Annotated in this window: 17 protein-coding genes and 1 pseudogene; 10 read left to right on the top strand and 8 right to left on the bottom strand. The window is 64.9% G+C overall.

Annotation, left to right across the window (positions count from 1 at the left end; genetic code table 11):
• Window positions 1-39: 39 nt before the first annotated feature.
• The 5 genes from AB0I54_RS26870 (at window position 40) to AB0I54_RS26850 (ending at window position 7,377) form a co-directional block, all read left to right on the top strand.
• Window positions 40-930: a DUF6083 domain-containing protein gene (locus AB0I54_RS26870; RefSeq protein WP_363298723.1), complete on the top strand. Its 891-nt coding sequence runs from the start codon at window positions 40-42 to the stop codon at window positions 928-930.
• Window positions 927-1,409 carry a hypothetical protein gene (locus AB0I54_RS26865; protein WP_363298722.1) on the top strand — a complete coding sequence of 161 codons (483 nt, stop codon included), beginning with the start codon at window positions 927-929 and terminating at the stop codon, window positions 1,407-1,409. The genes AB0I54_RS26870 and AB0I54_RS26865 overlap by 4 nt, the downstream gene beginning before the upstream one ends.
• 70 nt (window positions 1,410-1,479) lie before the next feature.
• Complete coding sequence (locus tag AB0I54_RS26860) at window positions 1,480-2,955, top strand: UvrD-helicase domain-containing protein (protein WP_363298721.1); 1,476 nt, start codon at window positions 1,480-1,482, stop codon at window positions 2,953-2,955.
• 835 nt (window positions 2,956-3,790) lie between these two features.
• Window positions 3,791-5,722, top strand: a complete 1,932-nt coding sequence (locus AB0I54_RS26855; RefSeq protein ID WP_363298720.1) for an AAA family ATPase — start codon at window positions 3,791-3,793, stop codon at window positions 5,720-5,722.
• Window positions 5,719-7,377 carry an ATP-dependent helicase gene (locus AB0I54_RS26850; RefSeq protein ID WP_363298719.1) on the top strand — a complete coding sequence of 553 codons (1,659 nt, stop codon included), beginning with the start codon at window positions 5,719-5,721 and terminating at the stop codon, window positions 7,375-7,377. The genes AB0I54_RS26855 and AB0I54_RS26850 overlap by 4 nt, the downstream gene beginning before the upstream one ends.
• Here the strand turns inward: AB0I54_RS26850 and AB0I54_RS26845 are convergent.
• On the bottom strand, window positions 7,374-8,750 hold the full coding sequence (locus AB0I54_RS26845; protein ID WP_363298718.1) for a hypothetical protein: 1,377 nt from the start codon (window positions 8,748-8,750) through the stop codon (window positions 7,374-7,376). The genes AB0I54_RS26850 and AB0I54_RS26845 overlap by 4 nt on opposite strands.
• A gap of 373 nt (window positions 8,751-9,123) precedes the next feature.
• On the opposite strand from AB0I54_RS26845, the gene AB0I54_RS26840 reads away from it, so the two are divergent.
• On the top strand, window positions 9,124-10,098 hold the full coding sequence (locus AB0I54_RS26840) for a site-specific integrase (protein WP_363298717.1): 975 nt from the start codon (window positions 9,124-9,126) through the stop codon (window positions 10,096-10,098).
• A gap of 454 nt (window positions 10,099-10,552) precedes the next feature.
• Here the strand turns inward: AB0I54_RS26840 and AB0I54_RS26835 are convergent, their stop codons facing one another.
• Together AB0I54_RS26835 and AB0I54_RS26830 are read right to left on the bottom strand one after the other, a co-directional pair.
• Window positions 10,553-11,092 carry a hypothetical protein gene (locus tag AB0I54_RS26835; RefSeq protein ID WP_363298716.1) on the bottom strand — a complete coding sequence of 180 codons (540 nt, stop codon included), beginning with the start codon at window positions 11,090-11,092 and terminating at the stop codon, window positions 10,553-10,555.
• 353 nt (window positions 11,093-11,445) lie between these two features.
• Window positions 11,446-14,448, bottom strand: a pseudogene (locus AB0I54_RS26830) (Tn3 family transposase).
• A gap of 450 nt (window positions 14,449-14,898) precedes the next feature.
• On the opposite strand from AB0I54_RS26830, the gene AB0I54_RS26825 reads away from it, so the two are divergent.
• Entirely contained in the window at window positions 14,899-15,981 is a 1,083-nt protein-coding gene (locus AB0I54_RS26825; protein ID WP_363298715.1) for an XRE family transcriptional regulator, read from the top strand.
• A gap of 37 nt (window positions 15,982-16,018) precedes the next feature.
• On the top strand, window positions 16,019-17,179 hold the full coding sequence (locus AB0I54_RS26820; protein WP_363298714.1) for a hypothetical protein: 1,161 nt from the start codon (window positions 16,019-16,021) through the stop codon (window positions 17,177-17,179).
• A gap of 9 nt (window positions 17,180-17,188) precedes the next feature.
• On the opposite strand, the gene AB0I54_RS26815 is transcribed toward AB0I54_RS26820, so the two are convergent.
• Window positions 17,189-17,854, bottom strand: coding sequence for a hypothetical protein (locus tag AB0I54_RS26815; protein ID WP_363298713.1), 666 nt, complete (start codon window positions 17,852-17,854; stop codon window positions 17,189-17,191).
• Window positions 17,855-18,325: 471 nt separating this feature from the next.
• Window positions 18,326-18,577, bottom strand: coding sequence for a hypothetical protein (locus AB0I54_RS26810; protein WP_363298712.1), 252 nt, complete (start codon window positions 18,575-18,577; stop codon window positions 18,326-18,328).
• 264 nt (window positions 18,578-18,841) lie between these two features.
• Between AB0I54_RS26810 and AB0I54_RS26805 the strand changes: the two genes are divergently transcribed.
• Entirely contained in the window at window positions 18,842-19,774 is a 933-nt protein-coding gene (locus AB0I54_RS26805) for a hypothetical protein (RefSeq protein ID WP_363298711.1), read from the top strand.
• Between the two features lie 632 nt (window positions 19,775-20,406).
• The gene (locus AB0I54_RS26800) at window positions 20,407-21,714 is read left to right on the top strand and encodes an ATP-binding protein (protein WP_363298710.1); all 1,308 of its coding nucleotides are present in this window, start codon (window positions 20,407-20,409) and stop codon (window positions 21,712-21,714) included.
• A gap of 841 nt (window positions 21,715-22,555) precedes the next feature.
• Here the strand turns inward: AB0I54_RS26800 and AB0I54_RS26795 are convergent.
• The 3 genes from AB0I54_RS26795 to AB0I54_RS26785 are packed head-to-tail and all read right to left on the bottom strand — an operon-like array spanning window position 22,556 to window position 24,951.
• Entirely contained in the window at window positions 22,556-23,347 is a 792-nt protein-coding gene (locus tag AB0I54_RS26795; protein WP_363298709.1) for a hypothetical protein, read from the bottom strand.
• 28 nt (window positions 23,348-23,375) lie between these two features.
• Window positions 23,376-24,248 carry a PfkB family carbohydrate kinase gene (locus AB0I54_RS26790; protein ID WP_363298708.1) on the bottom strand — a complete coding sequence of 291 codons (873 nt, stop codon included), beginning with the start codon at window positions 24,246-24,248 and terminating at the stop codon, window positions 23,376-23,378.
• A complete protein-coding gene (locus AB0I54_RS26785) occupies window positions 24,241-24,951 on the bottom strand; it encodes a methyltransferase domain-containing protein (RefSeq protein WP_363298707.1) in 711 nt (236 codons plus the stop codon). The genes AB0I54_RS26790 and AB0I54_RS26785 overlap by 8 nt, the downstream gene beginning before the upstream one ends.
• Window positions 24,952-25,616: the final 665 nt, after the last annotated feature.

Raw genomic sequence — 25,616 nt, 5'->3', positions numbered from 1 at the left:
TCCCGGTGAAGGGGCGTGTTGGCTGGCAGCTTCGTCCTCATGTGCTCCACACCTCCTGCTGCTGCCCGGCGCTGGGACGGCAGCCCGGTTCATGTCCCTGCCCGCCGGTCCCTGCGCGTTGCGCCCGGCGCGGTCAGTCGGCTGCTGCGCTGCGGCCAGAGCGACCGGTGCCGCGACTGCGGCAACCGGATCGAGTGGTACCAGCGCGGCAGGCACAGTGCCGTGCGCCTGCATCCGGGCGAAGTGCTCGTGAGCGCCGTGCCAGCCGCCTGTTGCTGGCACGTCAGCTCTGGCGTCGCCCACCCGTCGCACGATGGGACGCCCTGGTGCCGACTGCCCCACGCTGTGCTGTGCCCCGCCCGACCCGCCCCGCAGGCGGCTCCTGAACTAGCCGAGTTGCGGCGCATGCTGGCCGTCAACACCCGCCGCCTGATCGACGCCGGCGCCTTCACCCCGCCACCGGCCGAGCCCGCTTGCAATCCCGCGCCCGCCGCGTCCGGCTGCCGACCGGCCCGGCCGACCGTGCAGATCCTGTATGTCCGCTACCTTGCCGCCCGTCCCGTCGAAGAGATCCAGTGCGTCGCCCAGACCCGGCGCCGCCACCGATGCACCAGCCCGGTTCTCACGTCCGGCACCCGTGGCGGGCATTGGAGTCTGATGCCCGTCAGTGCTCACGCCGGCCAACTGGCCCCAGCCGCTGAGACCATGGCTGTCTACAGCCTCGCCGCCTTGCCCTACGCGGAGCAGTTGCGCTGGCGTTCCCAGCGCTGCCCGCAGCACTCCGCCGTTCCTACGGCGGCCGATCTGGCCCTGGCCGAGTGGGAGTCCTTTGACCCGCTCCTGCACAGCGACCACATCCACATCCGGGTGCCCACGCTCAGACGCCGGGGCGGTCCGGCAGGTCACCCCGGGTGGGGGGTGCGGGTGTGACGCGGCACTATGCCATCGAGATCACCTTGACCCGGCCCGCCTCCTGCCGTGAACTGCGCTGTGCCCGCAAGCACGTGGCGCTCGCCGAGAACGCCGACCGCACGCGGCTGATGACTCTGCAGAGCGCGAAGAGCCCGGGCACTGCCCTGCACCGGATGCGGCGCAGACTCGACGGGCAACTGCCCATCGACATCCTCGCCACCCACTACCCCGACCACAGCGGCCATCTCCGGCTCAACGTGAACCTCGGCCGCACCGCCACCAAGGCCGTCCGCAAGGCTGCGGTGGCCAACGGCCAGCTCCCCAGCGACTTCCTCGGCCAGCGCCTGGCCCAGGAAGTCGAGCGCAGCGAGCAAGAACGCCAACGCCGCCTGACGGCCCGCTTGGAAAGCCTGCTTCAGCAGCACACCCGTGAAGAAGTGCTTTCTTGCGCGGCCGGCCTCCTCAACCGCCGCCACCCGTCCGCCGCCGCACCCTGACCGCCGCACCGCGGCGTTGTGCGCGGCGGCCCCGTCTTCCAGCTCTTTCTTGCGCAGTACGGAGCTCTTGTTGCACACCCCGACCGATGAACAGGCGCATGCCGCCGACACCTTCCGTGCTGGCCACAACCTCGTCCTGCAGGCCGGGGCGGGCACCGGGAAGACCAGCACCCTTGCGCTTCTGGCGGCCAGTACCACACGCCGGGGCAGGTACCTGGCCTTCAACAAGGATATCGCCCGCGACGCCGTGGGCCGCTTCCCGCGCACGGTGCGGTGCAAGACGGCCCACGCCACGGCCTACGCCGCTCTCGGCCACCGCTATGCCCGCCGCCTCGGCAGCCCACGCCAGCCGGCGTGGAAAACCGGCCAGGCCCTCGGCATCACCCGCCCCGTCCGAATCGGGGAGCGCGACCTCACACAGCGGACGCTGTCCCACGCCGTCGTACGAACGGTGACCCGCTTCTGCTACTCCGCCGACCGCAGCCTGGCCCGCCAGCATGTGCCCGGCCTGCGAGGCCTGGACACACCCGAAGAGCAGGCCCACCTCGCGGAGGTGATCCTGCCGTTCGCCGCCAAAGCCTGGACAGACCTGCAGGATCCCGAGCTCGGCACGGTCCGCTTCGAGCACGACCACTACCTGAAGATGTGGGCCCTGACCGGACCGAAGATCGAGGCGGACTACCTCTTCCTCGACGAAGCCCAGGACACCAACCCCGTCCTGGAACACGTCTTCGCCGCCCAACGCGACCATGCTCAGCTGGTCATGGTCGGCGACTCAGCCCAGGCCATCTACGGCTGGCGCGGCGCCCGCGACGTGATGACCAGATTCGACGCGGCGCAGCTGACCCTGACACGCTCCTTCCGCTTCGGGCCGCAGATCGCGGCAGAGGCAAACCGGTGGCTCGCCCTCGCCGACGCCCCCATCCGGCTGACCGGAACGGATACCATCCTTGCCGAGGTCGGCGACATCGCCTGCCCTGATGCGGTGCTGTGCCGCACCAACATCGGCGCTATGGCCGAAGTCATGCGCCTGCTCGCCGAGGGACACCGCGTCGCCCTGACCCGGGGAGGACAACAATTGGCCGCGCTGGCCCACGCCGCCCGCGACCTCAAGAACGGCCGCCGCACCAACCATCCGGAGCTGGTGCTGTTCTCCTCCTGGGGCGAACTGCAGGACTACGCCGCCTACGACCCGGCCGGCCGCGACCTCCAGCCCTTCGTCGATCTCGTCGACACCCACGGACCCGACGCCATCCTCACCGCCGTGGACGAACTGACCGACGAATCGACCGCCGACGTCACCGTCTCCACCGCCCACAAGGCCAAGGGCCGCGAATGGCCCACCGTGAAGGTCGCCGACGACTTCCCCGAACCGAAAGACACCGACCAGCACGATGCCCAGGGCCGCCCGATTCCGGAACCTGTGAGCGACACCGACGCCCGTCTCGCCTACGTCGCCGTCACGCGCGCCCGCAGCCGCCTCGACCTCGGCGGCCTGTCATGGATCGACAGCCATCCCCAGGCGGCGGGCCAGACCGCCATGTAGCGCAGCCACCGGTGTCACCGCACTTGCCGGCCAGCCTTGTCTGCTCCTAACCGTCCGTGGCGGAGACGATGAAGAAGCCGTGTCTGCCCGGTCCGGTGCCGGTGAACCGGCAACGGCGGGCTTCGGATCGCAGGAGCGCGTGTACAAGATCAACGGGCTGACGAGAGACGCGTGGCTCCTCGCGCGTCATTGTCTCGTGCTGCTGATCCTCAACTCAGGCGAATGCAACGGTAGTTAAAGGGACCTCACACGCATCCGGGGCTGGGTGAGTGATGTAGCCAAGGTGCCCTGGGTCTGACGCGGAGTCCGAGTTATCCACAGGCCCCCAGGCGCTCGCCCGTCGAGCCGTACGGTGCCAGCTCCAGACGATCACGGAGCACGGGGGTGCGCGATGGCGTACACGGTCGATCTTGCGCTTGATGTCGAGAAGGCCCTGGCGAAGCTGTCCGATGATGACCACCAGGAGGTCATAGAGCTCATTGCCGCGGCCCTCGTCGATCCGAACTCATGGCCCACACCAGGCGGTTGGGACTGGGCGCTGAGGTTGGGCCCCCGGCTGTGGATCGTCTTCACGGCCTACTTCGACGGGATCGACGTCGTCAGCCTCGGAGCGAACGAAGACCTGGCCCAGGCGGCCTCGCCGTGCTTGCGACCGCCCGCGGTGAGCGGGTTGGCAACGCAACGTGACCTAGCCCACTCTGTGTTACTTGTCGGTTCATCCGAGCATTGCATTGATCACGTGCCAAAGTACGCAAGAGTAGCCCTACGTGACGCAGGGTGCAGGTGGTCACTTTTGCGAAAAATGACAGGCATGAATTAATGGGGAGCGGAGCCGGTGAAGATTACGAAGTTGCGGCTGAGTAACTTCCAGTCATTTGGTTCGGAATCAACGGAAATCGATCTCGATGACTTGACATATGTTCTCGGCCCGAACGGCTCAGGTAAGACCACCGTCCTTGAAGCGTTGTCGCGGCTTTTCAGTCCGCTGGAAGCTCAGCGCAAGATTCGCCTTGAGGACTTTCACGTGCCGGCCGATCAATTGGCAGGTGATTTGCAAGCGTGGGAACCGACGTTGTGGCTGGAGGTAGATTTCGAATTCCCGGAAGCAGGAGCCGATGGGGATCATGCGTCGGTCCCGCCGAATTTCTTGCATATGGCAATTGATACTGCGGGCGCGGCTCCGAGGATCCGTGTGCGGTTGACAGCGTCGCTGGCGTCGGACGGTGTCATCGACGAGAAGATCGAGTACGTGCTAGCGGCGGATGACACGGGCGAGCCGACTCACCGTGCAGACATGTCCCGGTATGACCGTGGGCATATCGAGGTGCACTACCTTCCGGCTCGTCGAGATCCTGCCGACCATGTCTCATACACGACTGCATCGCTTATCGGACGCGTCCTGCGAGCCGCTGACTGGACGACGGAACGCGAGACGCTGAGCGACCTCACTGCTCAAATCACCGCATCGCTGGTTGCGAACACCACCGTCGCGAGCCTTGGCGTTCGCCTGACCAACGAGTGGCACGGGCTGCACCACGGCGCGTACTTCAAGGATCCGTCGATCGCTTTCGGGCGGGGCGAACTGGAAGGTGTATTGCGCCTGCTCACCGTGACCTTCTCACCCACGCATGATGGGGCACCTCTGCCGTACGAGCGGCTGAGCGATGGGCAGAAGTCCCTGCTGTACATCTCACTCGTGCTTGCCTGGCAGTCCCTCGCTCGGAGAGTTCTCAATGGCGAGGAGCCCTCCATCGACGCCGACCGCCTCCGCCCACCAGTGCACACCGTCATCGCGCTTGAGGAGCCGGAGAACAGCCTCGCACCGCAGTACCTGGGGCGGATTATTCGGCAACTACGAAATGCCTCACGCGGTGACGTCCAATCCCTCATCGCCACGCACGCGCCTACCCTCCTGCGCCGCGTCGATCCCCGCACAATCTGCTTCCTCAGGTTGAACAGTGCCCGGGAGACGACGATCCACCGCATCGTCCTGCCCGAGGGCGAGGAGGAAGCCGCCAAGTACGTACGGGAGGCGGTGAAGGCCTACCCCGAACTGTACTTTTCTCGGCTAGTCGTGCTCGGTGAGGGCGACAGCGAACAGGTGGTCCTGCCACGTGTCCTGGCGGCCTTCGGCCTCACGGAGGACGACGCATCCGTTTCGGTGGTTCCACTGGGCGGCCGGCATGTCAATCACTTCTGGCGCCTTCTCAACGAACTGCAAATCCCGCACGTGACACTGCTTGACCTTGACGCCGGCCGTCACCAGGGTGGGTGGGGGCGGGTACGTAACGCGCTGAAGCAGATCAACGCAGTTCGCTCAGAGACCTATACGGAAGAGCAGATCGATAAACTCCCGAAGTGGAATGATGACTGCGATTTCCCAACGCTGGTGGACGCTCGCTTTAAAAGGCGCAGCCCTGTCGAGGCGCTGGAGCAGCAAGGGGTCTTCTTCTCTCACCCGGTCGACCTCGACCTGATGTTGATGGCGGCCTACCCCGACGCCTATGGTGTCAGTCCTACCGAGCCGGACGAGGCCACCATCGTGGCTGTACTCGGCAAGAGTCACGTGAACGAACACCGTCTCCCCGCGGATGTCCGCGCGCTCTTCACTGACTACCACAGCATTTTCGATCTCGGAAGCAAGCCTGCTGCGCACCTGGCCGCTCTCGCTAACCTGAACGACCAGCAGTTGCAGGAGAAGCTCCCCGACGTACTTGCTCGACTGGTCGAGCGCGTCCGCACGAAGCTAGCGGAGCTGCCGGAATGATCCGCCTCGATCAGTGGCATCCCGTCGACGGTCTCGTCCTCGAACCCAATGCGTTGTCGGCCGTCACTATGTCGGACAGGAACGTGGTCGTTTCCGCAGGGCCGGGTGCCGGGAAGACCGAGCTACTCGCTCAACGGGCGGACTTCCTACTGCGTACAGGACAGTGCCCCTACCCGCGTAGGATCCTGGCGGTTTCGTTCAAGGTCGACGCCGCCCGCAACCTACGAGAGCGCGTTCGCCGACGCTCTGGCTCGCGCCTCGCTGCCAGGTTCGACAGCTTCACCTTCCATGCCTTCGCCAAGCGCGTGATCGACAATTTCCGGCCCGCGCTGACCGGGGTCAACGCCCTCAATCCGGACTACCAGATCGGCCGCGACCGGATCGTGGGCGAGCAGATCACCTTCGACGACTTCGTTCCCCTGGCGTTGGAGATCATCGAGACCAACGTGTATGCCCGAGGAGGCATCCGCCAGACGTACAGCCACGTCTTCCTCGACGAGTTCCAAGACTGCACCAGGCAGCAGTACCGACTGATCAAGGCAGCATTTGGTCAGACAACGGCCGTCCTGACCGCAGTCGGCGACACCAAGCAGCGCATCATGGCGTGGGCCGGCGCACTGGACGGAGTCCTGCAAACCTTCGCTGACGACTTCTCGGCCCAACCACTGCCTCTGTACCAGAACTTCCGCTCCGCACCCCGACTGCGGCGGATGCAGAACCGAATGATCGCCCAGATGGACCCAGGAGCGGTCAGCCCCGACGAGGAGCTGATCGGAGACGACGGCGTCATCGAGGTGCTCCCCTTCGACACTGAATACGACGAGGCGCAAGCCGTCGCGCAGCTCGTTGAGGGATGGCTCCAGGAGGGCACGGCACCAAGCGAGATCGCCATCCTGGTGCGCCAGCAGCCGCACTTGGTCGCGGCGGTACTTGGCCGCGAACTGGCAGACCGCGGCATCCCCTTCCGTAACGAACAAGACAGCCAGGACCTCACTGCGGAACCAGTAGCTGCCCTCGTAATCAACTTCATTCGCGTGATCGCCGAGGATAGGCAACCCGACGCGTACACCGAACTCATGAGGACCGCCACCCGATCGAGCGCATCCGACGACGAGGCATCACGCTTCGACGGCCAATTGAAACGGATGATCGGCAGTAGCCGAGCGGTCGTACGCAGCCCCGAGTTCAGGACAGAAGAGCCCGCAGCATGGCGGGCCCTTGTCCACGAGTTCCTGCAACTGGTGTCACGACCGGTGCTGATCGCGTTGTCAACCGAGTACCAGCAGGGCACCCGACTCGACGACCTGATTGAGCAGGCGCTTGATGCTTTCGACCGGGAGCTTGCCGTTGACGGGGACCCCGTCCAAGCGCTCCGGCGCCTTTCGGAGATGGACGCTATCCGGTTCTTGACCATCCACAAGTGCAAGGGCTTGGAGTTTGAAAAGGTGGTGGTCCTGGGAGTCGAGGAGCAGCTTTTCTGGAGCAATGAACCCACTGCACAGGAGTCGGAGTTCTTCGTTGCGATTTCCCGCGCGAAGCAACATTTGGTGTTGACTCACGTCAAGCACCGTGACAGGCCAGAGGGGCCCGTCAAGTTCTGGGCCGAGTCGCGTACGCCGCACCAACGGTTCTTGGACTTCGCCCGCGAAGACTAGAGCCAGACCTCGTGTTCATTGCGGTAGTGCGGCCAGGGCTGTCCGACCTTCCGTGAGGCAAGCACGTGCTTCATGCCCGCGATCCATGAGCCGGGCTGGATGAGTTCGATCATGTAGCGGTCCAGCTCGGAGCGGCCCATTTGCAGCGTCCACCCCGGGGCCATCGTGATAGCTCCCAGCGGTAGGCCAGGCACCTGTTCCCGTTGGTGGATCTCCATCACGACCTGGCCGGGCTTGAGGCTCGTCTTCCCCGGCGGGAGGGCCCAGTGGGCATCTAGGCCGGTCACCTGGAGCAGACGGGCCAGCGCAGGTCCTGAGGTCTCTACGGTCACCGAGGCATAGTCGCCGATCAGCCGAGCGCAGGCCACGGGGTGCAGAGGATAGTTCGCCCATGGCACCCGCAGCGGATCACGAGCCGTACTTTCCAGACTGGTGAAGTGGACGTTGTGATCCTCTCGGCCCGCCGCGATGCCCGCACTGTCCAACGCGGTGTTCACAGCCTGCTGGAGGCGTTCGTTGAATTGCGCGGAGGACAGCCCTTGCTCGATACAGCCGAATTGGTCGACCACGTAGAGGGCCCGGCTGCCAGGCACTGTGGTGGCGTAGCAGCCCTCGGTCGTGGCTCGCTCAAGAGCCGCGCGCAGTACATCGAGGTGGGTGCGTAGTGGCAGGTCCAGGTCATGAAGCAGCTCTGACGCCCTCGCCCCTGGTAGAGGACCGCCCTCCAATACCGCGGCCCTGGCCTGGTTGATCCGCCGGATCTGGGCGCTCTTGCGGGCCTTCGGGTTGGTCTTGATCTCTTCGGTGCGGGGAGGATGGGCACCGTCCCACACCGTGACGTCGCCGATGCGCAGGCAGTTGGTCAGGTCATGCAGGAGGGCGAAGGACCCGTCCTCCTTGAAGGCCCTCTCGACCCGATCGAGCTCCGCCGACAACCCGACCTTGCCGTACATCGGGCCGGGCGGGTCGTTGCGAGACAGGGCGAGGATGTACGGGCGGTGGAAGTTGAAGGCCCGCCAGGCCAACGCATCCCCCACGGAACGTAGTTGGCGAGCCAGTCGGTCGCACACGTCGTGCTCGAACCGCCAGGTCTCCATGTCGCCGAGGCCGCGACCCGACTGTGGTTCAGGAGCCTCTGGCTGAGGTGATTTGCCCTTACGCACCCGGTCCGCGGCACGCTTCAGTTCCTTACGGTCCTTCTCCACCTCCAGCAGCCGGGCGAGCAGGTCCCGCTGGAAGGCGACGCCGGCCTCCTCCGTCGTGCAGTCCCGCAGCTGCTGGATGAGTGTGGCCAGGACGGGCTGCATGTCCTGGTGCCGCGGGTGCGCCAGCATCTCGTCGGAGTCGTAGTAGTCGGCGTCGAACAGTCCCATGCCGCAAGTGTGGCGATCAGACAGTCACCGTGCTCCGGTTTTTCCGGGCTTCAGTGGGAATGATCCTTTGAACGGCCCTACAAGATCGATCGGGCCCGCCACCAGCACCGCATCATCCTTCCCCCGGTGGTTGGTGAACGTTGTACGCGCATAGTGGGGTATGGGGTTGAGGAACATCGGAACGAAAACCGGCGCTAAGCCTTCGTCGGCCCTGGTGGGCGGCTGACGGGGCGTCGACGATGGGACCCGTGTGAAGTCGTTCCGCAGATAACACCCCCAATATCTGCGGCAACTTGATCCGTCACCTGCGGTGACGTTCTCCGGCCGCTACGTGAAGCGGCCCTGTTATCTGCGCCAAGGGGGAAGAGAAGCGGTGCCCACCGTCGTACAGCTGCCGACCGGGAAGGCGTTGACCGTCCGCGCCGCGGCCGATGTGTTCCTCGACTCGCTCGGCAACCCGAACACGGTCCGCAACTACGGGATCGGGGTGGGCAAGACCGCCGAACGGCTCGGCGAAGCCCGGCCCCAGGCATCGGTCGCGGACGACGAGATCGGCGAAGCCCTCGAACTGCTCTGGGGCACCGCGGCGGTCAACACGTGGAACGCCCGCCGGGCGGGAGTGCTGTCCTGGCTCGGCTGGTGCCGGGACCGCGGCTACGACGGACCGATGGTCCCAGCCTGGACGAAGCGGCTGGCGGTGCCGGACTCCGAGACCCCGGCCCGCTCGAAGATGGCGGTCGACCGACTGATCACACGGCGCGAGGTCCACCTGCGGGAGAAGACGCTGCGGCGGATGCTCTACGAGACCGCCGCCCGCGCGCAGGAGATCCTCGGCGTCAACATCGAGGATCTCGACTTCGCCGGGCGCCGCTGCCCGGTCAAGGCCAAGGGCGCCCGGACCAAGGCCCGCCGCCGCGGCCAGGCGCGCGAGGACTACGTGCTGGAGACCGTCTACTGGGATGCCGGCACCGCCCGGCTCCTCCCCCGGCTGCTGAAGGGCCGCACCCGCGGGCCGGTGTTCGTCACCCACCGCCGCCCGGGGCCCGGCAAGGTAGTCAACTCGCGCGACGTCTGCCCGGACACGGGCCTGGCCCGGTTGTCGTACGGGCAGGCCCGCGCGCTCCTGGACGAGCACACCGCATTCCGCGGCCCCGGGACAGGCTGGGACCTGCACGAATACCGCCACTCAGCCCTGACCCACCTCGGCGAGCAGGGCGCCTCACTGCTCGTGCTGATGGCCAAGTCCCGGCACAAGAAACCGGAAAACGTCCGCCGATACTCCAAACCGTCGCCAGAAGCGATTGCTGAGCTGACCAGCCTCCTCGCGCCGGGCGACAGCCGTCGCTGACCGACGAACTTCACCCAGTCCCACGGCATCGCCCGGTACGGACGGGTGGACCGACCTCCCCACCTGGTACACCGGGCACTCGCTCTGTCGCGGTGGCGCGCGACAGAGCGGCCGCATCATCGGAGACTGTTAGAGGCGTCGGCAGGGCCGATGGAGCCCGCTCCGAGGCCCCAGTGCCCGAGCGCCTACCGGCTACTCTCGCCAACCCTGGACGGCGCTCCGCCCAGCCTCCAGTCCGACGGCTTGCGCTCCCGGAACCTCTGGGCGGACTCGGTCGTCCCCTTGTGCCGGACGCCCGCCTGCTCTGTGGCCGCGGTGCCCCACTGCCGCGGCCAAGCCGACCCAAGCGCTGACGGCGATCTCCGGAGCCCGCCTGGTTCGAGAAGGGCGTGCTAGTCGAGCCTCCGGAGGCCGTCGCTGCCTGACATGTCACACGATCCACAACTCTTGAGAATTACTCGTATGGCGGGGGAGTGTTCATGTGCAGGTAGTTGAGACAGTTGACGACCTCTTGCGTCCTCCAGAAGGCCGAGGCGGACTTGAAATGTTTCCCAACTACCAAATGGTAGATTGTATCTGTGACACCACCCCAGGTGATGTCATTTTCGCAGGGACCTGCTGGATTTGTATTTTCCAGCGTGTCATTCTTCTGGGGGCCATTGAAGAAGCAAACAAGCGACCCGCCTACCTCGTACAACTGGCCGCGTCCACCCTCGCCCTGGCAACTGTCACCCGGGCCGCCGCCCCCGCCGTGGCCGGAGCTGCCGTTGTGGGTGGTGTCGGTCCCGTTGTCGGTGGTCCCGCTGCCGTTGTGGGTGGTGTCGATCCCGTTGTCGGTGGTCCCGCTGCCGTTGTGGGTGGTGTCGGTCCCGTTGTCGGTGGTCCCGCTGCCGTTTTCGCTGGGCTGGTTACCTGTGTCCGAGCCGCTGCCGCTCTGGTCGCCTGTGCCTGAACTACCCCCCGAGTCGTCCCTGGGTATTTGTTGAACCGGCATAGGAGACTGTGTGGCTGCTACGGCTGTGGTGGCGCCTGCGGAAATGATAAGTGCGCTACTGATGCAGGAAGCGCAGATAAGCCGGGGGATTCGCCCCCGGGCCGTGGTAGTCATGATGACTCCGTGAGCGCGTGATGCTTGCACTGGGTGCGGATGCGCTTTGGCCGTTTAGGGCTCATCTATTGAATGGGCTACGACTTGGGTGCCGTCCCATAGAGGTACGGCCCCAGGCCCCATGCAGGCCATTCTCCTCCTTCATGCTCGTCGGCGCACATGGGCCTTTCGGCCCATGTGTGTCCGGCGAATAGCTCAGCGAGTCGAGCGGCCGGGGCGTGGGTAATTTATCCGGTCCCTCAGTCGTCTTCTACGGCGTCGGGATTGCGCAGGGGTCGCAGGCCGCCGAGCAGGTCGGGGAGCTGGAAGGAGTACCGGCCGAGCATGTTGATGTGATGCCGCACGAACGGGGAGAGGCGGGCCACGTCCTCGTCGCGGACGTCGAAGCCGTCCGCACGCAGTTGGTTGACTGCGGCGTCCATGTACCGCGTGTTGAAGAGTACGAGGGCGTTGAGGACGAGGCCGAGGGCGCCGATCTGGTCTTCCATGCCGTCCTGGTAACGCTGGTAGAGCTGTCCGTGGCGGCCGTGGAAGATCTTCCGGGCGAGGGAGTGGCGGCCCTCCTGGAGGTTGGCCTGGCTCTTGATCTGCCGCCGGTAGCCGGGCTCGTCGGCCAGGCGCAGGATGTGCAGGGTCTTGGCGATCCGCCCGTAATGGGCGATCGCGTCGCCGAGCGGAGTGGGGCGGCCGTCACGGGACAGCATCCGGATCACGTCGTACGCGCGCACGGCGCCGGTGTGGATGGAGCCGATGATCCGAAGGATGTCCTCCCAGTGGCGTTCGATCCTGGCGAGGTCGACCCGGCCGCGGGCCGCGTCCTGGAAGGCGCCGTAGTCGGCGGCGCGGTCGATGCGCCACATCTTCTGATCCGGCAGGTCAGCGAGCTGCGGCGCGTACGCGAACCCCGCCAAGGTGAGCAGCCCGAAGACAATGTCGCTGTATGAGGCGGTGTCGGTGACGATCATCTCCGGGCGCTTGCCGCCGTCACGGTCGTAGAGGACGTCCAGCACGTACAGCGAGTCGCGCGGGGTGCCGGCCACCACCTTCCCGCCCAGCCCCGCAGCCTGGTCGTTGATCATGTTCAGCCAGGTCGCCCCGCTCCGGCGCCCGAAGTACTTCGGGTTCGGCCGCGCGTACACCGACGGCACGGGCACGACGAACCGCATACCGTCCACCGAGGCGACCAGGCCGCCGCCCCACACCTGCGCGAGCGGGATGGCCGCCTGGTAGTCGATCAGCGTGCCGTTCGCGGCCCGGTACGTCGCCAGCCGCAGATACGTCTGGTCGACATGCGACAGGCGCCCGTACTTCAGGGCGTCCGCGGCCCCGATGACCGGGGTGTAGCCGACGTTGCAGCTGTGCGCGACCAGCAGCGCGGCGATCGTGACGTGCAGATCCTTCAGCCTGGCCTCGCCGCCGGTGACCGAGGTGAACGCCTGGTCGGCGCCGGTCCACGAGAACACCTCCAGCAGGGCCTCCGGCAGGTCGACACGGGGCAACATCGCCTCCACCGCCTCGCGCAGCTGGCGCAGGGAGGCGGGTTCCGGCTCCGGCTCCAGGGCGGCGAAGTGCAGGCGGCCGTCGTCGTCGAACACGATCTGCGAGTTCGCCGGCACCCGCGCGGCGACCTCGCGGTAGGTGCCGTCCAGCAGCGCGGCCCGGGCCGCCAGGTGCTCCCCCGCCTCGGCGGGCAGGTTGAGCGAGGCGAGCACGGTCGGCTTGGCCTGCTCCCACGCTTCCCCGTCCAGCAACTTCGCCCTCGGGTCGCCCCACTTGGAGGAGTTCTTCGCGAACACCTGCTTGCTCCGCAGCATCCGGTGCACCTGCTCCAGCACGCAGAACGCGTACGCCTTCCAGTCGACCGTGCCCGGCTCCAGATGCGGCGCGGACAGCACCAGGCGCCGTCACGACCCGGTGAGCAGGCCGGTGTCGATCTCCGCCGGGCCGACCTTCTTGCGTCCCATCAGATCAGGCAGCGACTTCAGCGCGGCCAGAACGGGCAGACCCTCCGGCGTGGCGCCGAAGTCGACCACCGTCACGAGCAACTTGAGGAACGGCCGTACGGTGCCGAACCGGGTGACCAGCTGGGCCCGCCATGCCTCCTCCGCGTCCGAGTCGAGCGGCGGCGTCAGCTCGAACAGCGCGGCGATCGCCGCTGCCAGCTCGTGCCGGGGCACCACCTGCTCGATCCGCTCCCACATCGCCTCCAGCGTCTCCACCTCCGGCGGGCTGATCTCCCCGGTGTCGGTGTCGACCTGCTCGCTGGTGGTGTCGAACACGATCTGGAACGCGGCGGCCAGCTTCGCCGACGCCCGCTCCACCCGCGGCAGACTCTTCAGCTTCTCCTTCGCCGTCTCCCGCTCCGCACGGGCCAGCAGCTTCGTCGCTATCAGCACCTAAAGCAGGTCCAGGGCGTCATCGACCGCCCGGGACGTCAGGTAGACCGCAGTGGCCAGCAGCGTGGCCAGGCGCCGGGAATCCCCGTGCCGCCGCGGCGGTATCCCGGACACGTCCACCTCGCCCATCCCGAAGGCCGCGATCTCCTCCGCCCGCTCCAACGCCCACTTCATCTGCGGCCCGGAGATCCGCACCGGACCCCGGCGCAGCCGGTCCAACTCCGACACCCGGGCGCCCGGCGGCTCGGACAGCAGGGAGTCCAGCACCGCCCGCTGACCAGTGCTCAGCAGCCCGTAGAGGGTGTCCCACAGCCGCTGGTTCGCGGCCTCCCGCACCGCGGCCACCAACCGGGCCAGCGTCGTCACCCCGGGCAGCAGCACCCGCCGCTCACGCAGCCACCCCGCCGCCGCATCGAACAACGCCTTCGGGCCCTCCCCGGTCGTCCACGCCCGCGCATCCACCCACGCCCGCAGCTCCGCCTCCGCCTCGGCGAACTCCGTGTACTCCAGGAACCGCCGCAGCTCACGGACGTGATCGAGCCGGGTGTTCTCCCGCTCGCCGTACGCCTTCAGCGCCGACGCGTCCGCGACGCCCAACTGCTCGGCGAGGTAGTCGACCACCACCGCCGGCACGTCCGTCGGATCGTCCAGGAACACCCCGAGGAACCGCACCGTGGTCATCTGCACCGCGAACCCGAGCCGATTGTGGGCCCGCCGCTTCGGCTCGATCAACGCCCGGTCCACGTCGTCCAGGAAGAAGAACCGCTCCAACTCCGTACGGGAGGGCGCCCCGTCGTACGCCGCGTACTTCGCGGCTTGCTCATCTGTCAGAAACTCGACCGGCACCCCGGACCTCCAGACAGTCAGTGATCAACACGACTGCCGAAGGCTCCGCCCCAGCCGAACCCCAGGTCAAAGCGCTCTCCAGCCCTCCAGAGGCTTAGCGCCGGTTTTCGTTCCGATGTTCCTCAACCCCCGGTATCGGTCAGGCCCGGCTCCTGCCGGGCCGCGGTCAAGAAGGCCTGTAGAGCCGACCACAGGGCCACAAAGTGCTCGGTGGGAAGCTCCGGCTCAGCATGTGCTGTTCGCGCAGGTGGTCTCTGTCACGGCCGGAGCCTACAAGCGTCTGTACGTCCAGGTCTCCGGCTTGGACTGGCTGCGTTGTGCCGCTGTCGTCTTGAGGCCAACCCCAAGCCCTCCACCCGAGGTGGAATATTTTTGGGCATGTTTTTGTGCATGGCCCGTGTCGGTGTACCGTGTGGGGGTCGTGATGCCGGGGCAGGGGAGGTGTGTGAGATGGAGGGCTTCGACAACTTGGTCGCGCACCCTGCCATGTTGACGCTGGCCCGCGAGTCCCGCGGCTGGACGCAGTCCGACATGGCGGCTGAGATGACCCGCCTTGCAGACGGCGAGGCTGTGTCGCAGGGATACGTCAGTCGTGCTGAAGCCGGGCGGCTCGTGGTGAAAGGCGATCGCCTCGGCCTCTTCGCGTCTGCGCTTAGGTACACACCACAGATGCTATGCCGCACCACTGACAGTGGTGGGGTGGGTGTTGGTCTCGTGCATCACCGAAAGCGTGCTTCTATGGGCGCGTTGGCACTTCGGCGCGTGCACGCGACCTTGGCGGTGACCCGCCTTCAGGCGGAGGCCATCATGGCCGCAGGCTGCGAGGGAGACAAGCATCGCTTCCGGCACATCGCCGTCGATGACCTGGACACGCCAGCCGATGCTGCGGAGACACTGAGGCTTGAATGGGGACTCCCGGCGGGCCCAATTGCCAATGTGGTAGAGGTGCTTGAGGCTGCGGGTGCCCTGCTTGTAGTGCGAGACTTGCAAACCCGCGATCTTGACGCCGTCAGTCACTGGCCGCAAGGTCAGCGACCGCTTTTTCTGCTCAATTCAACAGCTCCTGGGGATCGATTCCGCTTCAGCCTTGCTCATGAGCTCGGGCATAGCGTGATGCACAAAGTGCCTGGGGACGCTCGGTCGCAAGAACAGCAAGCAGATCAGTTCGCAGCCGAGTTCCTCATGCCGCACGAGACAGTCCTGGCTGATCTTCAACCAGGGGTGGACCTAAGGCGGTTGATGGAGCTCAAACCCAAGTGGGGAGTATCCATGGCAGCCTTGGCTCTTCGAGCCAAGTCGCTAGGCGTTCTCTCCGACTGGCAACACCGCTCGCTCATGGTAGAGATGTCTGGGCTGGGCTACCGCACCATCGAGCCCGTTACCTTCGAGCGCGAGACCCCGCATTACCTTGCTGAGGTCGTGACCCGGCTGAGGCAACAGCACCACCTCGACCTGTCCCAGGCAGCTCACCTTGCTGGTCTGGAACTCGGGGAGTTCACCGAGATCTACTCGTGTCCTTCCTCTATCCGGTGACCATGCGGTTACTGGACTCACCAACAGGTAGGTGAAAATGGCCAACCCGCCGTTCCCCGGCCGCACGCCCGCTTTGCGGATCCTCGATGCGTCGGTGCCGGCTACGCCTCTGCTGCAAGGGCGTGTACTGCTGCACGAGAACGCGAACTTCATCCCACAGATGCGGTCGCCGCTCAACGGCGACCTCGGCGGCATAGTTATGACAGGGGAGATGGCAGGAGAGCGCGCCTTTCACCTTCGGGCGTCTGGCTACGACGGCCGGCTCCTGATCGACACCGCGGCGTACACAACCCACACGGCAACCGAGGACGAGCCCTTCTTGCTCGATGGCGATGACCTGTTTGCCACCGTCGACACCGAGTTGCAGATGCAGAAGGCTCGTGGCGTGAGCGCTGCCCTTACGCCGACTGGTTACATCCCGCCCGGCGCCTCGAAGGCGCTCAAGGCGGTCATGGAGCAGTCGCAACGCATTGAGCGAGTGGACACCATCGTTCATCTGCCGATTGACACAGCTTGGCTCACCGACGAGTACGTCAGCCAGTTGATCGCCGTGTGCAAGCGTATCCCGCATCCGAAGGCGCTCACGTTGTTCCGCCAGTTCGACCCCATGGAGCAGGCGAAGAACGTGCCGGCGAACTTGCGTCGAGTCGTAACCGAGCGGCCTGATGTCGGCCTGCTGCGAAGCGACCTCGCAGCGCTGGACGCGCTGGCCCATGGCGCTCTGTTCTCCGGTATCGGCGCCGACAGCGCTCGTCGGCACAGCATCCCACCGGGCGAAAAGGCACAGGTCAGCAAGGAAAACCAGGGTGGTCCTCAGTACCCCTCGGTACTGCTGCCGAGCCTAATGTGTTTCAAGGGCGCTCGGTCGCTGGATCGCATCTACATGAACGACCCACCGATGACCTGTACCTGCGACGTATGCGATGGTCGCGGACTCGACCGCTTCTACGATGCCAGCGGCGAGGCCCGGCGCGAGTCAGAGGATCACAACATCAGCTCGTGGAGTAGCTGGGTGATCGAGATCGCCAACCGCAAGCCGGGGCTGGAGCGTAAGACATGGTGGCGGGACAGGTGCGCTGCCGCGGTCGATCAGTACGCCCTGGAGAACCAGCGTCTTGGGCTGTCGGCAAATGCCAAGGCGGGCTTCCAGGTCCCTGCACCACTCAGAACCTGGGCCACGCTACCCGTGACGCCCTGAAGTCCTTAGTCATCGGTTTGATGACAGCTGCCGGTAGGCGCTCTCAACAAGCTGCCAAGTGGCTGCTGTGTACCGTCGCCGGACGAAGGGACGAGGGGGCACTACCACCTCGACCTCGCTGCCTGTCGCCACCAGCAGACCAACCCCATAGAAGTCTGCCTCCATCACGGCGTCCTCTCGCCGCCGCAGCGGTCCGTCAATCAAGACAGCCCGAGCACAGAATGGGGTAAACCACTCCGCCTTCTCCTTGGTCGCCGCCCAGGTTCGACCGGGAACGACGGCCAGATCAATCCGGATCGGCTGAGTTGCCTGTCGTACGACTACATCGTCGTACCGCGAGACAGAGCCTCGAGGCAACTGCCGCAACGTGCGTCGCTCGGCTTCACTTAGCGATTTCACTGGGACCGCTACGCCCAAGGGGAGGTTCATCAGGAGGTCAAGCACACGGCGATCTGTGAGCTCCGCTGCGCCTGCAGCGGCTCGCCGTTCGATCTCCTGAGTATCTGCTCTATAAGCAACTACGGCATCAACGCCGAATATGTTCAACACACCAAGGTCTGCGCCGCGAGGGAACAAGGTGCCAGGCGCCGCACCGGAGATCACTTCCGCCGGACCCTGCGCCGCCACAGCCATGCCGTTACCTCTACCTTCGCCCCAAGGAGACCAGTCCTTCATGGAGGACTGCCTACTTACCCACCGGTAGGAAACCTTTCATGGAATCGGCGCTCCGCGCCAGCGCTGAGGCGCCAAGCGCTGTACCCATCGCGGCCGACCGCACTGCACAACCGAGGCACTGCCGCTCGGGTCACGGGCACTGGCCTTAGTCACTAGGTCAGGCTAGTGCGGTCAATCCCTGCATTGTCGCCGGACTGACAGCCCCGACCTTAGTGCGGGCCTTCACGGCTCCACAATGGTCAACTTGGCATGCGGTCCGGGTGCTCTCCGATGTGATCGATCATATGGGAAGCTCCTCTAATGATCCAGTGAACCGTCTTGCGCTATGGGACAACTGAGTGAGGCCTGGTGTGATTCTCGGGAGGCCCGCCCGATCTCGCGATCAAAGGTCCTGCGAACCAACCCGTGGCGGGCGGACGTACCCCATCCCTCCTTCTGAAGTTGGACGGGGCACGTCAGCGCGCCGACCGGTCAGTCCCAGTGGATGTCGGTCAGGTCCTTCAGTGGCGCCCGCTCGGCCACCGACTCGGGCACGAGCAGGTGGTCGCCCTTGTGGAGGGCGGTGGGGAAGCGGATGTGTGCTCGCTCCTCGATTTTGTCGAGGGTTACCTGGAAGGCGCGGAACTCATCGAGGTCCAGGGCTTCGAGCTGATCCAGGCTCTGCGTGAGCAAGAACGCCTTGGCCTTCAGCTCTCCCCGCTCCACGAAGGCGATGACCTTCACAGAACTCCGAGCCGTCGGCCGCGGAGCCCGCGTCGTCGACGAGACGCACTGGGACGGTCTGCCTACCGCGAAGGGACGCCGGACCACCACCGGCGATATGCCCCTCCAGCCTCGTCACGAGCCGCCTCCAGGCCGGGAAGCCGGTCCGCTGCAGGCCCTGTTGAACCGGGCCGCTGCCACTCAGGTAGTGGTCGGCCGCCGACCGTTGTCATGCGGTGCTGGTGTTGACGCGATGCCCGGTGTCGTCCGAAAAGTTGTGCGCACATGACGCCTGATGTCCGACAATCGCTTTCTGAACAGGGAGGCACGATGGTTTCGGACATGAAGTTTGAGGACGGCACGCTGCTGCGGCTGAGGTCGCCGGAGCCGGGAGGCGTGCCGCCCCTGTCCCTGATGCCGGGCCTTGGCGCACACCGCTTGGCGGTGCGCATCGAGGTTGAAGGGCTCTACGTCGCCGAAGCCGTCAACCAAGCCACGCTCTCGGGGGAGTTGCGGGCTGAGGGTGGCCTCGGCTGGATTGGGTCGTTCCTTCCAACGCCAGTGCCGCTGCGGACCAAGGCGGACCGGGTGTCCGTGGACTTGATCGTCCCGCTCATCTCCGAGCAGGTTCTGGAGCTGGAGAGGCACCGCAATGGCCAGGACATGGCAGTCCTGCTCGATGTGGAGGGTGCCTTGCCGCAGAGCTCGGGGCACCCGTTCGCCCATGTCCAGGAGGAGCGGCGGGTCCCGGCCAGCGTCTGGGAGAACCAGATCGAGCAGCTGGGCCTCGCCGTGTCCTTCACCGTCACCGTGCCCATGCCGATGAACGGCGGCCCGCTCGCCACTGCCGCGAAGCACTTGCGGACCGCGGACCGGCAGATTACGGCCGGCGAGTACCCGGACGCGATCCGGGAGACCCGGCTGGCCGTGGGCGCTATGCGCAAGCTGAACATCTGGCCGACGAACGGCAGCAAGAAGCGCGACGACCAGGACCAGGACGACCGGTACGGCACCATCCTCGACCGGCTCGCAGACCAGGCGGACGCGTACGCCGACCTGGTTCAGGCTGTCTTCACCCAGGCCAGCGGACCCCAGCACAACGACGGCGCGATCGGCAGTGCCTCGTGGGTGCGATCGGACGCCATCACGCTGAACGGCATGGCGGCTTCACTCCTGCACCGGCTTGCTGAGACGGTCCGGACTGGTGGCGCCCGGTAGCCCGATCGCCGTCGTCATCCCTCGTACGCCGGCCCATGAACGTTGTAGGCGCCTTCCGGGGTCTCGATGAGCCCCAGCTCCTGCCTGGCTGCCGTCAGGAAAGCCTGTAGGGCAGACCACAGCGCTATGAAGTTCTCCACGGGCAGTTCTGGATGCGTATGTGCTGCTCGTGCAGCAGCGATTTGCCTGGCGCTGCCCACCACCGCTCCGGTGGCACGGATGGTCCGACATGGTCCCGGAGCGGCGTTGGCCCGCGGCAGGACAGACAAGAGGCACCTCAGGCGCACGCCACGGCATTTACCACGCCCCTGGCGCGCATCGAAGGTGCGCTGAGCCGCTGACCTGGGGGTTTCACGGAACTGCGGCCAGAGCCGTTTCCCACGAGCCCCATCAGGGCACGGCCCTGCTCGGTCCAGGCTGCTGCCTCAGCGGGAGGGCAGGGGCCGACCGCCCGGGCGGCGGCGAGGGTGAGTTCGAAGTCGCGGGGGTTCACCTGCCCAAGCTGTCTTGCCGGGTCATCAGCGAGCAGACCGACGTGGAGTCGTCGCTGCCAGCACCGGGCAGGGAGGCCTGTCACACGGGCGGATGGCAAAGCACCGGCCACCGGGCTTTTCGCCGACTAGGGTGCCGGGATGGCACGTTCCTGGACTCGACTGCACGAGTACCTCGGTCACCCGCCGGGGCCCCTGACGTACAACATGGTCGCTGAGGCAATACAGCGCAAGCTCGCCGAGAGCGACGACCTGGACTGGAAAGAGATGGTCCCAGAAGAGGCCAAGGTCAAGGGCGAGTGGAACGAGTTCTCCAAGGACGTAGCCGCCATGGCCAACACCAGAGGCGGTCTTCTCATCTACGGGGTGAGCGACGCCGTGGAGCTGGTCGGCGTCGACTTGGATGAGATCGACGAGAAGAAGCTGGGTCAGTGGCTCCGCGTCCACCTGCAGCCCGTTGTGACAGGGGTGAGCTACCTGAAACTGCCAGCCACCGACGGAAGCGGCAGGGGCGTCTTCGTCGTCGACGTACCCGCCAGTGAGACAGCGCCGCACTTCCTGTACGGGTGGCAGCAGAAGGACAAGGACAAGACCACATTCAACGCGCCCTTCCGGCACCGCGACGACACCGCGTACATGCCCGAGCACCAAGTTGCTGCGGCTTACCGGGCCCGCTTCGCCCGCCAGCGCGCCGCGGAGGCCGCCTTGGACGAACACGTCCAGCACACCACTGACCTCATCTCGGGGGAGAACGACAACCCGGCGGCATGGCTAGTCGTCGTCGCACGGCCCACCCGCCCACTGCCCCGTACCATCCCTGCCCCCACGCGGGCAGAAGCCAAATACGTCATAGCCCAAAGCGTGAAGCGCGCAGAAAGGGCGCTCAGCCGTGCGGTCCCTCTGCGGCGGCTTCTGGGCCCGCAGCTCTTCCCCGATCTCCTCGACAACAACCCCGGCCGCGGCCTGCGCCGCTGGGTGGAAACCAACATGCTCGTGCCGGCCCGCGCCACGAGCCGCCGAGGAGTCCTCGTCGAACTGCACCACGACGGCAGCGTCGTAACCGCAGTCGACCTCTCTCACAAAGCCCCCAGCGACGGCATGCCGGGGTCGATCGTCTTGCCCGTCTCCTGCCCCGCGCTCATCAACACGGCCTTCGAGAGCGTGGCACTGGCTCACGAACACCGCCTGGCCTTGCGCGCAGACAGCCCCATCGACCTCCGCGCAGTCCTCACGATCCTCCCGGAGGCCGATAAGACTGTCCGGCTGGCGCCGGTGGTGGTCGAGCTCGGCAGCCTGGCGATAGCTGAGTGGGGACGTCAGCTGAAGAAAGTTCAACCGGCTGACGGAGAGCTGGCACCCTTCATCGACGATGAAGCGCTCGCCGCGGCGGCAACTGAACTTGCTGAGGGACTGCTGCACCAGTTCGGCATGAACATTCTCGGGGACTAGCCTCGGAGGATGCGTACGTCCCCCGCGGCCTTCGATCGCGTGCCCCGAGTGCGATGTGCAGTCGTGGCACCCCAAGGACGTCGAGGCGGGCTACAGCGGACGGGCGACCCGCGGCTGTACGCCGCGTGGAAGGCCGAGCAGGAGTCGGACGGTCCGGCGGAGTGGTGATTGTGGGGCATTCGCCACTCGCTGTGATGTCAGACAAGTCCATAGGACCGCGACTTTGCCGAGGATGACGACGTCGTCGCCTGGAGTGGGGTCGAAGGCCGGGTTAGAGGCTTCGGAGACCGCCATAGAGCCGCCAGCAGCTTTTCGACCTTCGTGAGCGGGCGCTGCGTCGAGCCGCCCGGGCAGACGCACGAACCAACCGAACCTGAACGAAGAGAGCCCGTGAGCCACGGCGTCCTGCAAGTGGTCGGCGGATGCGGTCCGGTCGCCTCCTCGACCATCCTCGCTTCGACCGGCGACCCGGTCCCAGTCGATAAGGAGGTCGCCGACGGCATCGCCCCCGAGACCTTCCTGTGGATCACCTTCCACCGGCCGGACGGCGGTGCTCGCCTCGGTACGCGTGGACCGCCGGCGGGGTCCACTCGGCGATCGCGTCGACCGGCTGGCCACGGCCGTCGGGTGCGACGCGGTCGACTGGCTGCAGATCTCTGATCGCCACGAACTCGCCAGCACCCGGGGGTCCGCGTGACGATCTGGGCGTACCCGCTGCGATCGGTACTCGCCGACGCCCAGGGCGGCGTCCGGGCGCCCGAAGACTGGTGCGAGGGCATCGGGATACGCCTGTCCTGGCCCAGCCAACCAGTCACTTCTTACTTGATCGTGTTACAGGCTCTTACGGTGCGAAAGAGCCCGGATCATACGAGTCGGGCGGAGACTCGAGAAGAGTCCACTTCTGCTCATTCAAATGCTTGAGCACGTCACCATTTCTCTCACGCGTGGTCGGGTGCGCCCTCAGTTCTGCAACAGTGAGCCATGAGTAATCAAACCCTCCATGACTGAACGAGCTTCCCGCGAGAGTTGATGAGATTGAGCCCGACACAGCCACGTGATAGAACTCGAACTTGTAACTCGTCTCGCGGCGATAGGTCGGCGAGTACTTAGATGAACGCAATACCGATTGCTCCGGGTAAGGCGAGAGCGTCAAGCGCTCCTCAGGGATTCCGATCATACTTGACAAGCCTCGCACCATCGCCATAGAGGAGAAAATACCCTCGTTGAGATTAATGTTAGGCAGAAGGAAGCAGTCCCAGGCGGGCTGCCAATAGGCCAGAACCCGGTAGGCGCCATCACTGTCACGCCTTTTGACTATAAAGATTGCCCTGCGCTCAAGCACAGCTCCCGCTTCACCAGCAACCTCGTCCATCAGGTCGTCTATCGAGGGAGCACGGCGATTAGCATAAGCGACGCGCGCCGTCTGAAACAGTGCGAGCAGCGTGAGCGCGCCCGTAATTGCCTGCCACTGAGAGCCTTCGAGGAACAGCTTTTTTCCGTCATAGGAATAGCTGGCAGTGGTTAGAGGCAGGCCTAAGGCAAGGGCGACTCCAGCCCATGCCTTCCAATCGCCTGTCTGCCTCAAACTGGAGACATGCCTGCGGAATATTAGTTCAAGGCCTTCAAACGTCACAGTGAGAGAAGTAGGTCGTTCTGCGCGCCTACGCAAAGCCATTTCTCCCCCTCATTGCATCGACAGTTGAGAGCAGCTCATCGGCATGCTCCTGTTCGAGCTGACACGCCACTTGTTGCACGACCTTCCGAGCAGCCATGTGGCCCAAGTCGATTGCATTCTCCATGGACAGCCCCTCGTATCTGGCGAACACAAACGCGGCCGCCAGAGCGTCACCTCCCCCCAGAGCAACGACTGGAGCAACCGGGTCTACCTGATATCGGATAGAAATTCCAGACTGCCAGCAGATAGTATCCTTGGACTCATCGGTCACAATCCACGTGGTTTTCGTCTGCTTCGAGAGCTCACCTACAGTACTACCCATCAGATTTTCGAGTTCGCCTCGCTCACGCGAATTGACGAAAACCGCACGCCAAGGCAGCAGTGCCGCCCTAGGCTCCCGCAGTGGAGACCGTAGCCACAACTGCGGGACCCAGTAAGAGGCCTCCGGCAACACAACATCTTTACCAGGAGCGCAATCCGAAAAGATCGCAACTTCAGCTCCGGCTAGTGCCCCCGTAAGATCACTAGCGGTCACACTCGGAAAAGCAATGACATCGTCGAGCCATTCGTAGGAGACCCCCGGAATTATGCGACAGACGGCAGTTCGATGATAGCCCGTCTGGAGATAATCGACGTTGACCCCCAGCTCAATCAGCCTATCCCGATAATGAACGCCTACATCGTCGCACCCAATTTTCGCCACCAAGCCGACGTCCATACCTAGCCTTGCCAGCAAGGTCGCCATGTTCGCACCTGACCCACCGTATGTATCGGTCGGCGTGCGAGCGCTTTGCTGCTCCCTTTCGCTTAGCACCCACTCATCGATGGCAATCCGCCCGACGATGACCACATCAGTCATGCGTATCCTCCTTAGCAGCAACCAAGAAGTACCCACTCCACTGACGCTGGACCGGACCATCACCGAACAAGCGCACTAGCTCATTGCGCCGCACCTCGTGGAACTCCTTCCGCTCAGCCTCGCTAAGCTGAAGCCAATATGTGGGGCCCCCGCCACTCGACACCAGAGCAGCGGAGCGCTCAAGTGCGGAGTCGACGTTGGTATAGGGATCACGCGTTTGAGTGGTCTCGGCGAATGTAATGATTCGGAAACCAGCTTGGCGCAGCAGGGCGGTAAGGCTTTCAATGGAAGGGTACATTGACGCTATGATGCGCTTCAGTTTCGGATAGATCTGTACATCATGGTGCCTGCCCGCCAAATCTGGCGTCGTGGACTCTATGAGCAAGTGCCCATCATGACGCAAAGATCTGTGGATCTTCTCAATCACGTCGTAGAGTTGCCCCTTCGCAATATGATGAAGAATATATCTAGCATAGATCAGATCAAACGAGGAAGAGGCAACAGGCATATCTGTTACGTTCGAGTGAATCACGCCACGATAGCGTCTTGATGCTGCCGCGGTCACAAATTCCGGCTGGTGGTCAAGTCCATAGACCTCCGCACCTGCGCAAGCCAGCAAATCTCCGTAGTACCCCATACCGCAGCCGACGTCCAGGACTCGACGATCGGTGATTATCAGGCCCAGTCTTTGGAACTCAGACATCCAATTGCTACTCGGGACTCTTGCTTTCCAGTCTTCTATTTGTAGGGGATGAGGCCGCCGCTGGGTCATGTTGCCCTCTCAGTGGGACTCTTTAGCGAAGCCGCGAGCATCCGCGCTTAGAAGCACTGCCGTCACATTGACAACACCGGCTCGCCGAACTGCGCGGGCGGCGGCGGAGATGGTTGTGCCACTCGCCGCGACGTCATCTATCAGGATGGCCGAGCGCGCGCATATATCGCGCTCAAGGCGACATATCCGCCAGGAGTTAAGTCGGCGCACACTCCAAGGCAGCTGCTTCATCTCGTGAGCAAAAGTTTTACTCAATGCGCTTACGTAGTGCGCATTGCGATCGACAAGTTCATCGGTGATGATTTTGGCTAGGGTTGCGGATAACCCGTTGCGCCCCGGAACTGGAACTATCGCCGTTTCCTCGGCGAACGGTCCAGATTCCCGTAGTGCATGCAAGGCTGGAGCCAAGAGATTACACAAGATCTCTCGTGCACGCCCGGGGAGATCGCCAACTTCTCTTCTTTTCAGTTCGCGAAATAAGCGGGCCATCCCTTCGCCGCTTACATACTCTCGAACTATATCCACTTGGTCGAGTAGGTCCGATCTGATGTATTTCAGATATCGGTGCCCTGTAGCGGATTTACCATCGAAACGCA

It is taken from the genome of Streptomyces sp. NPDC050625 (assembly GCF_040654755.1).
Lineage (GTDB): Bacteria > Actinomycetota > Actinomycetes > Streptomycetales > Streptomycetaceae > Streptomyces.
This window is presented reverse-complemented; position numbering and strand designations above follow the sequence as displayed.

What these genes read in the sequence shown, in the direction of transcription:
- AB0I54_RS26870 (WP_363298723.1), top strand. Translation starts at nt 40, where the DNA reads ATGTGCTCCACACCTCCTGCTGCTGCCCGGCGCTGGGACGGCAGCCCG.
- AB0I54_RS26850 (WP_363298719.1), top strand. Translation starts at nt 5,719, where the DNA reads ATGATCCGCCTCGATCAGTGGCATCCCGTCGACGGTCTCGTCCTCGAA.
- AB0I54_RS26845 (WP_363298718.1), bottom strand. Translation starts at nt 8,750, where the DNA reads ATGGGACTGTTCGACGCCGACTACTACGACTCCGACGAGATGCTGGCG.
- AB0I54_RS26835 (WP_363298716.1), bottom strand. Translation starts at nt 11,092, where the DNA reads ATGCCGGTTCAACAAATACCCAGGGACGACTCGGGGGGTAGTTCAGGC.
- AB0I54_RS26825 (WP_363298715.1), top strand. Translation starts at nt 14,899, where the DNA reads ATGGAGGGCTTCGACAACTTGGTCGCGCACCCTGCCATGTTGACGCTG.
- AB0I54_RS26820 (WP_363298714.1), top strand. Translation starts at nt 16,019, where the DNA reads ATGGCCAACCCGCCGTTCCCCGGCCGCACGCCCGCTTTGCGGATCCTC.
- AB0I54_RS26815 (WP_363298713.1), bottom strand. Translation starts at nt 17,854, where the DNA reads ATGAAGGACTGGTCTCCTTGGGGCGAAGGTAGAGGTAACGGCATGGCT.
- AB0I54_RS26805 (WP_363298711.1), top strand. Translation starts at nt 18,842, where the DNA reads ATGACGCCTGATGTCCGACAATCGCTTTCTGAACAGGGAGGCACGATG.
- AB0I54_RS26800 (WP_363298710.1), top strand. Translation starts at nt 20,407, where the DNA reads ATGGCACGTTCCTGGACTCGACTGCACGAGTACCTCGGTCACCCGCCG.
- AB0I54_RS26790 (WP_363298708.1), bottom strand. Translation starts at nt 24,248, where the DNA reads ATGACTGATGTGGTCATCGTCGGGCGGATTGCCATCGATGAGTGGGTG.
- AB0I54_RS26785 (WP_363298707.1), bottom strand. Translation starts at nt 24,951, where the DNA reads ATGTCTGAGTTCCAAAGACTGGGCCTGATAATCACCGATCGTCGAGTC.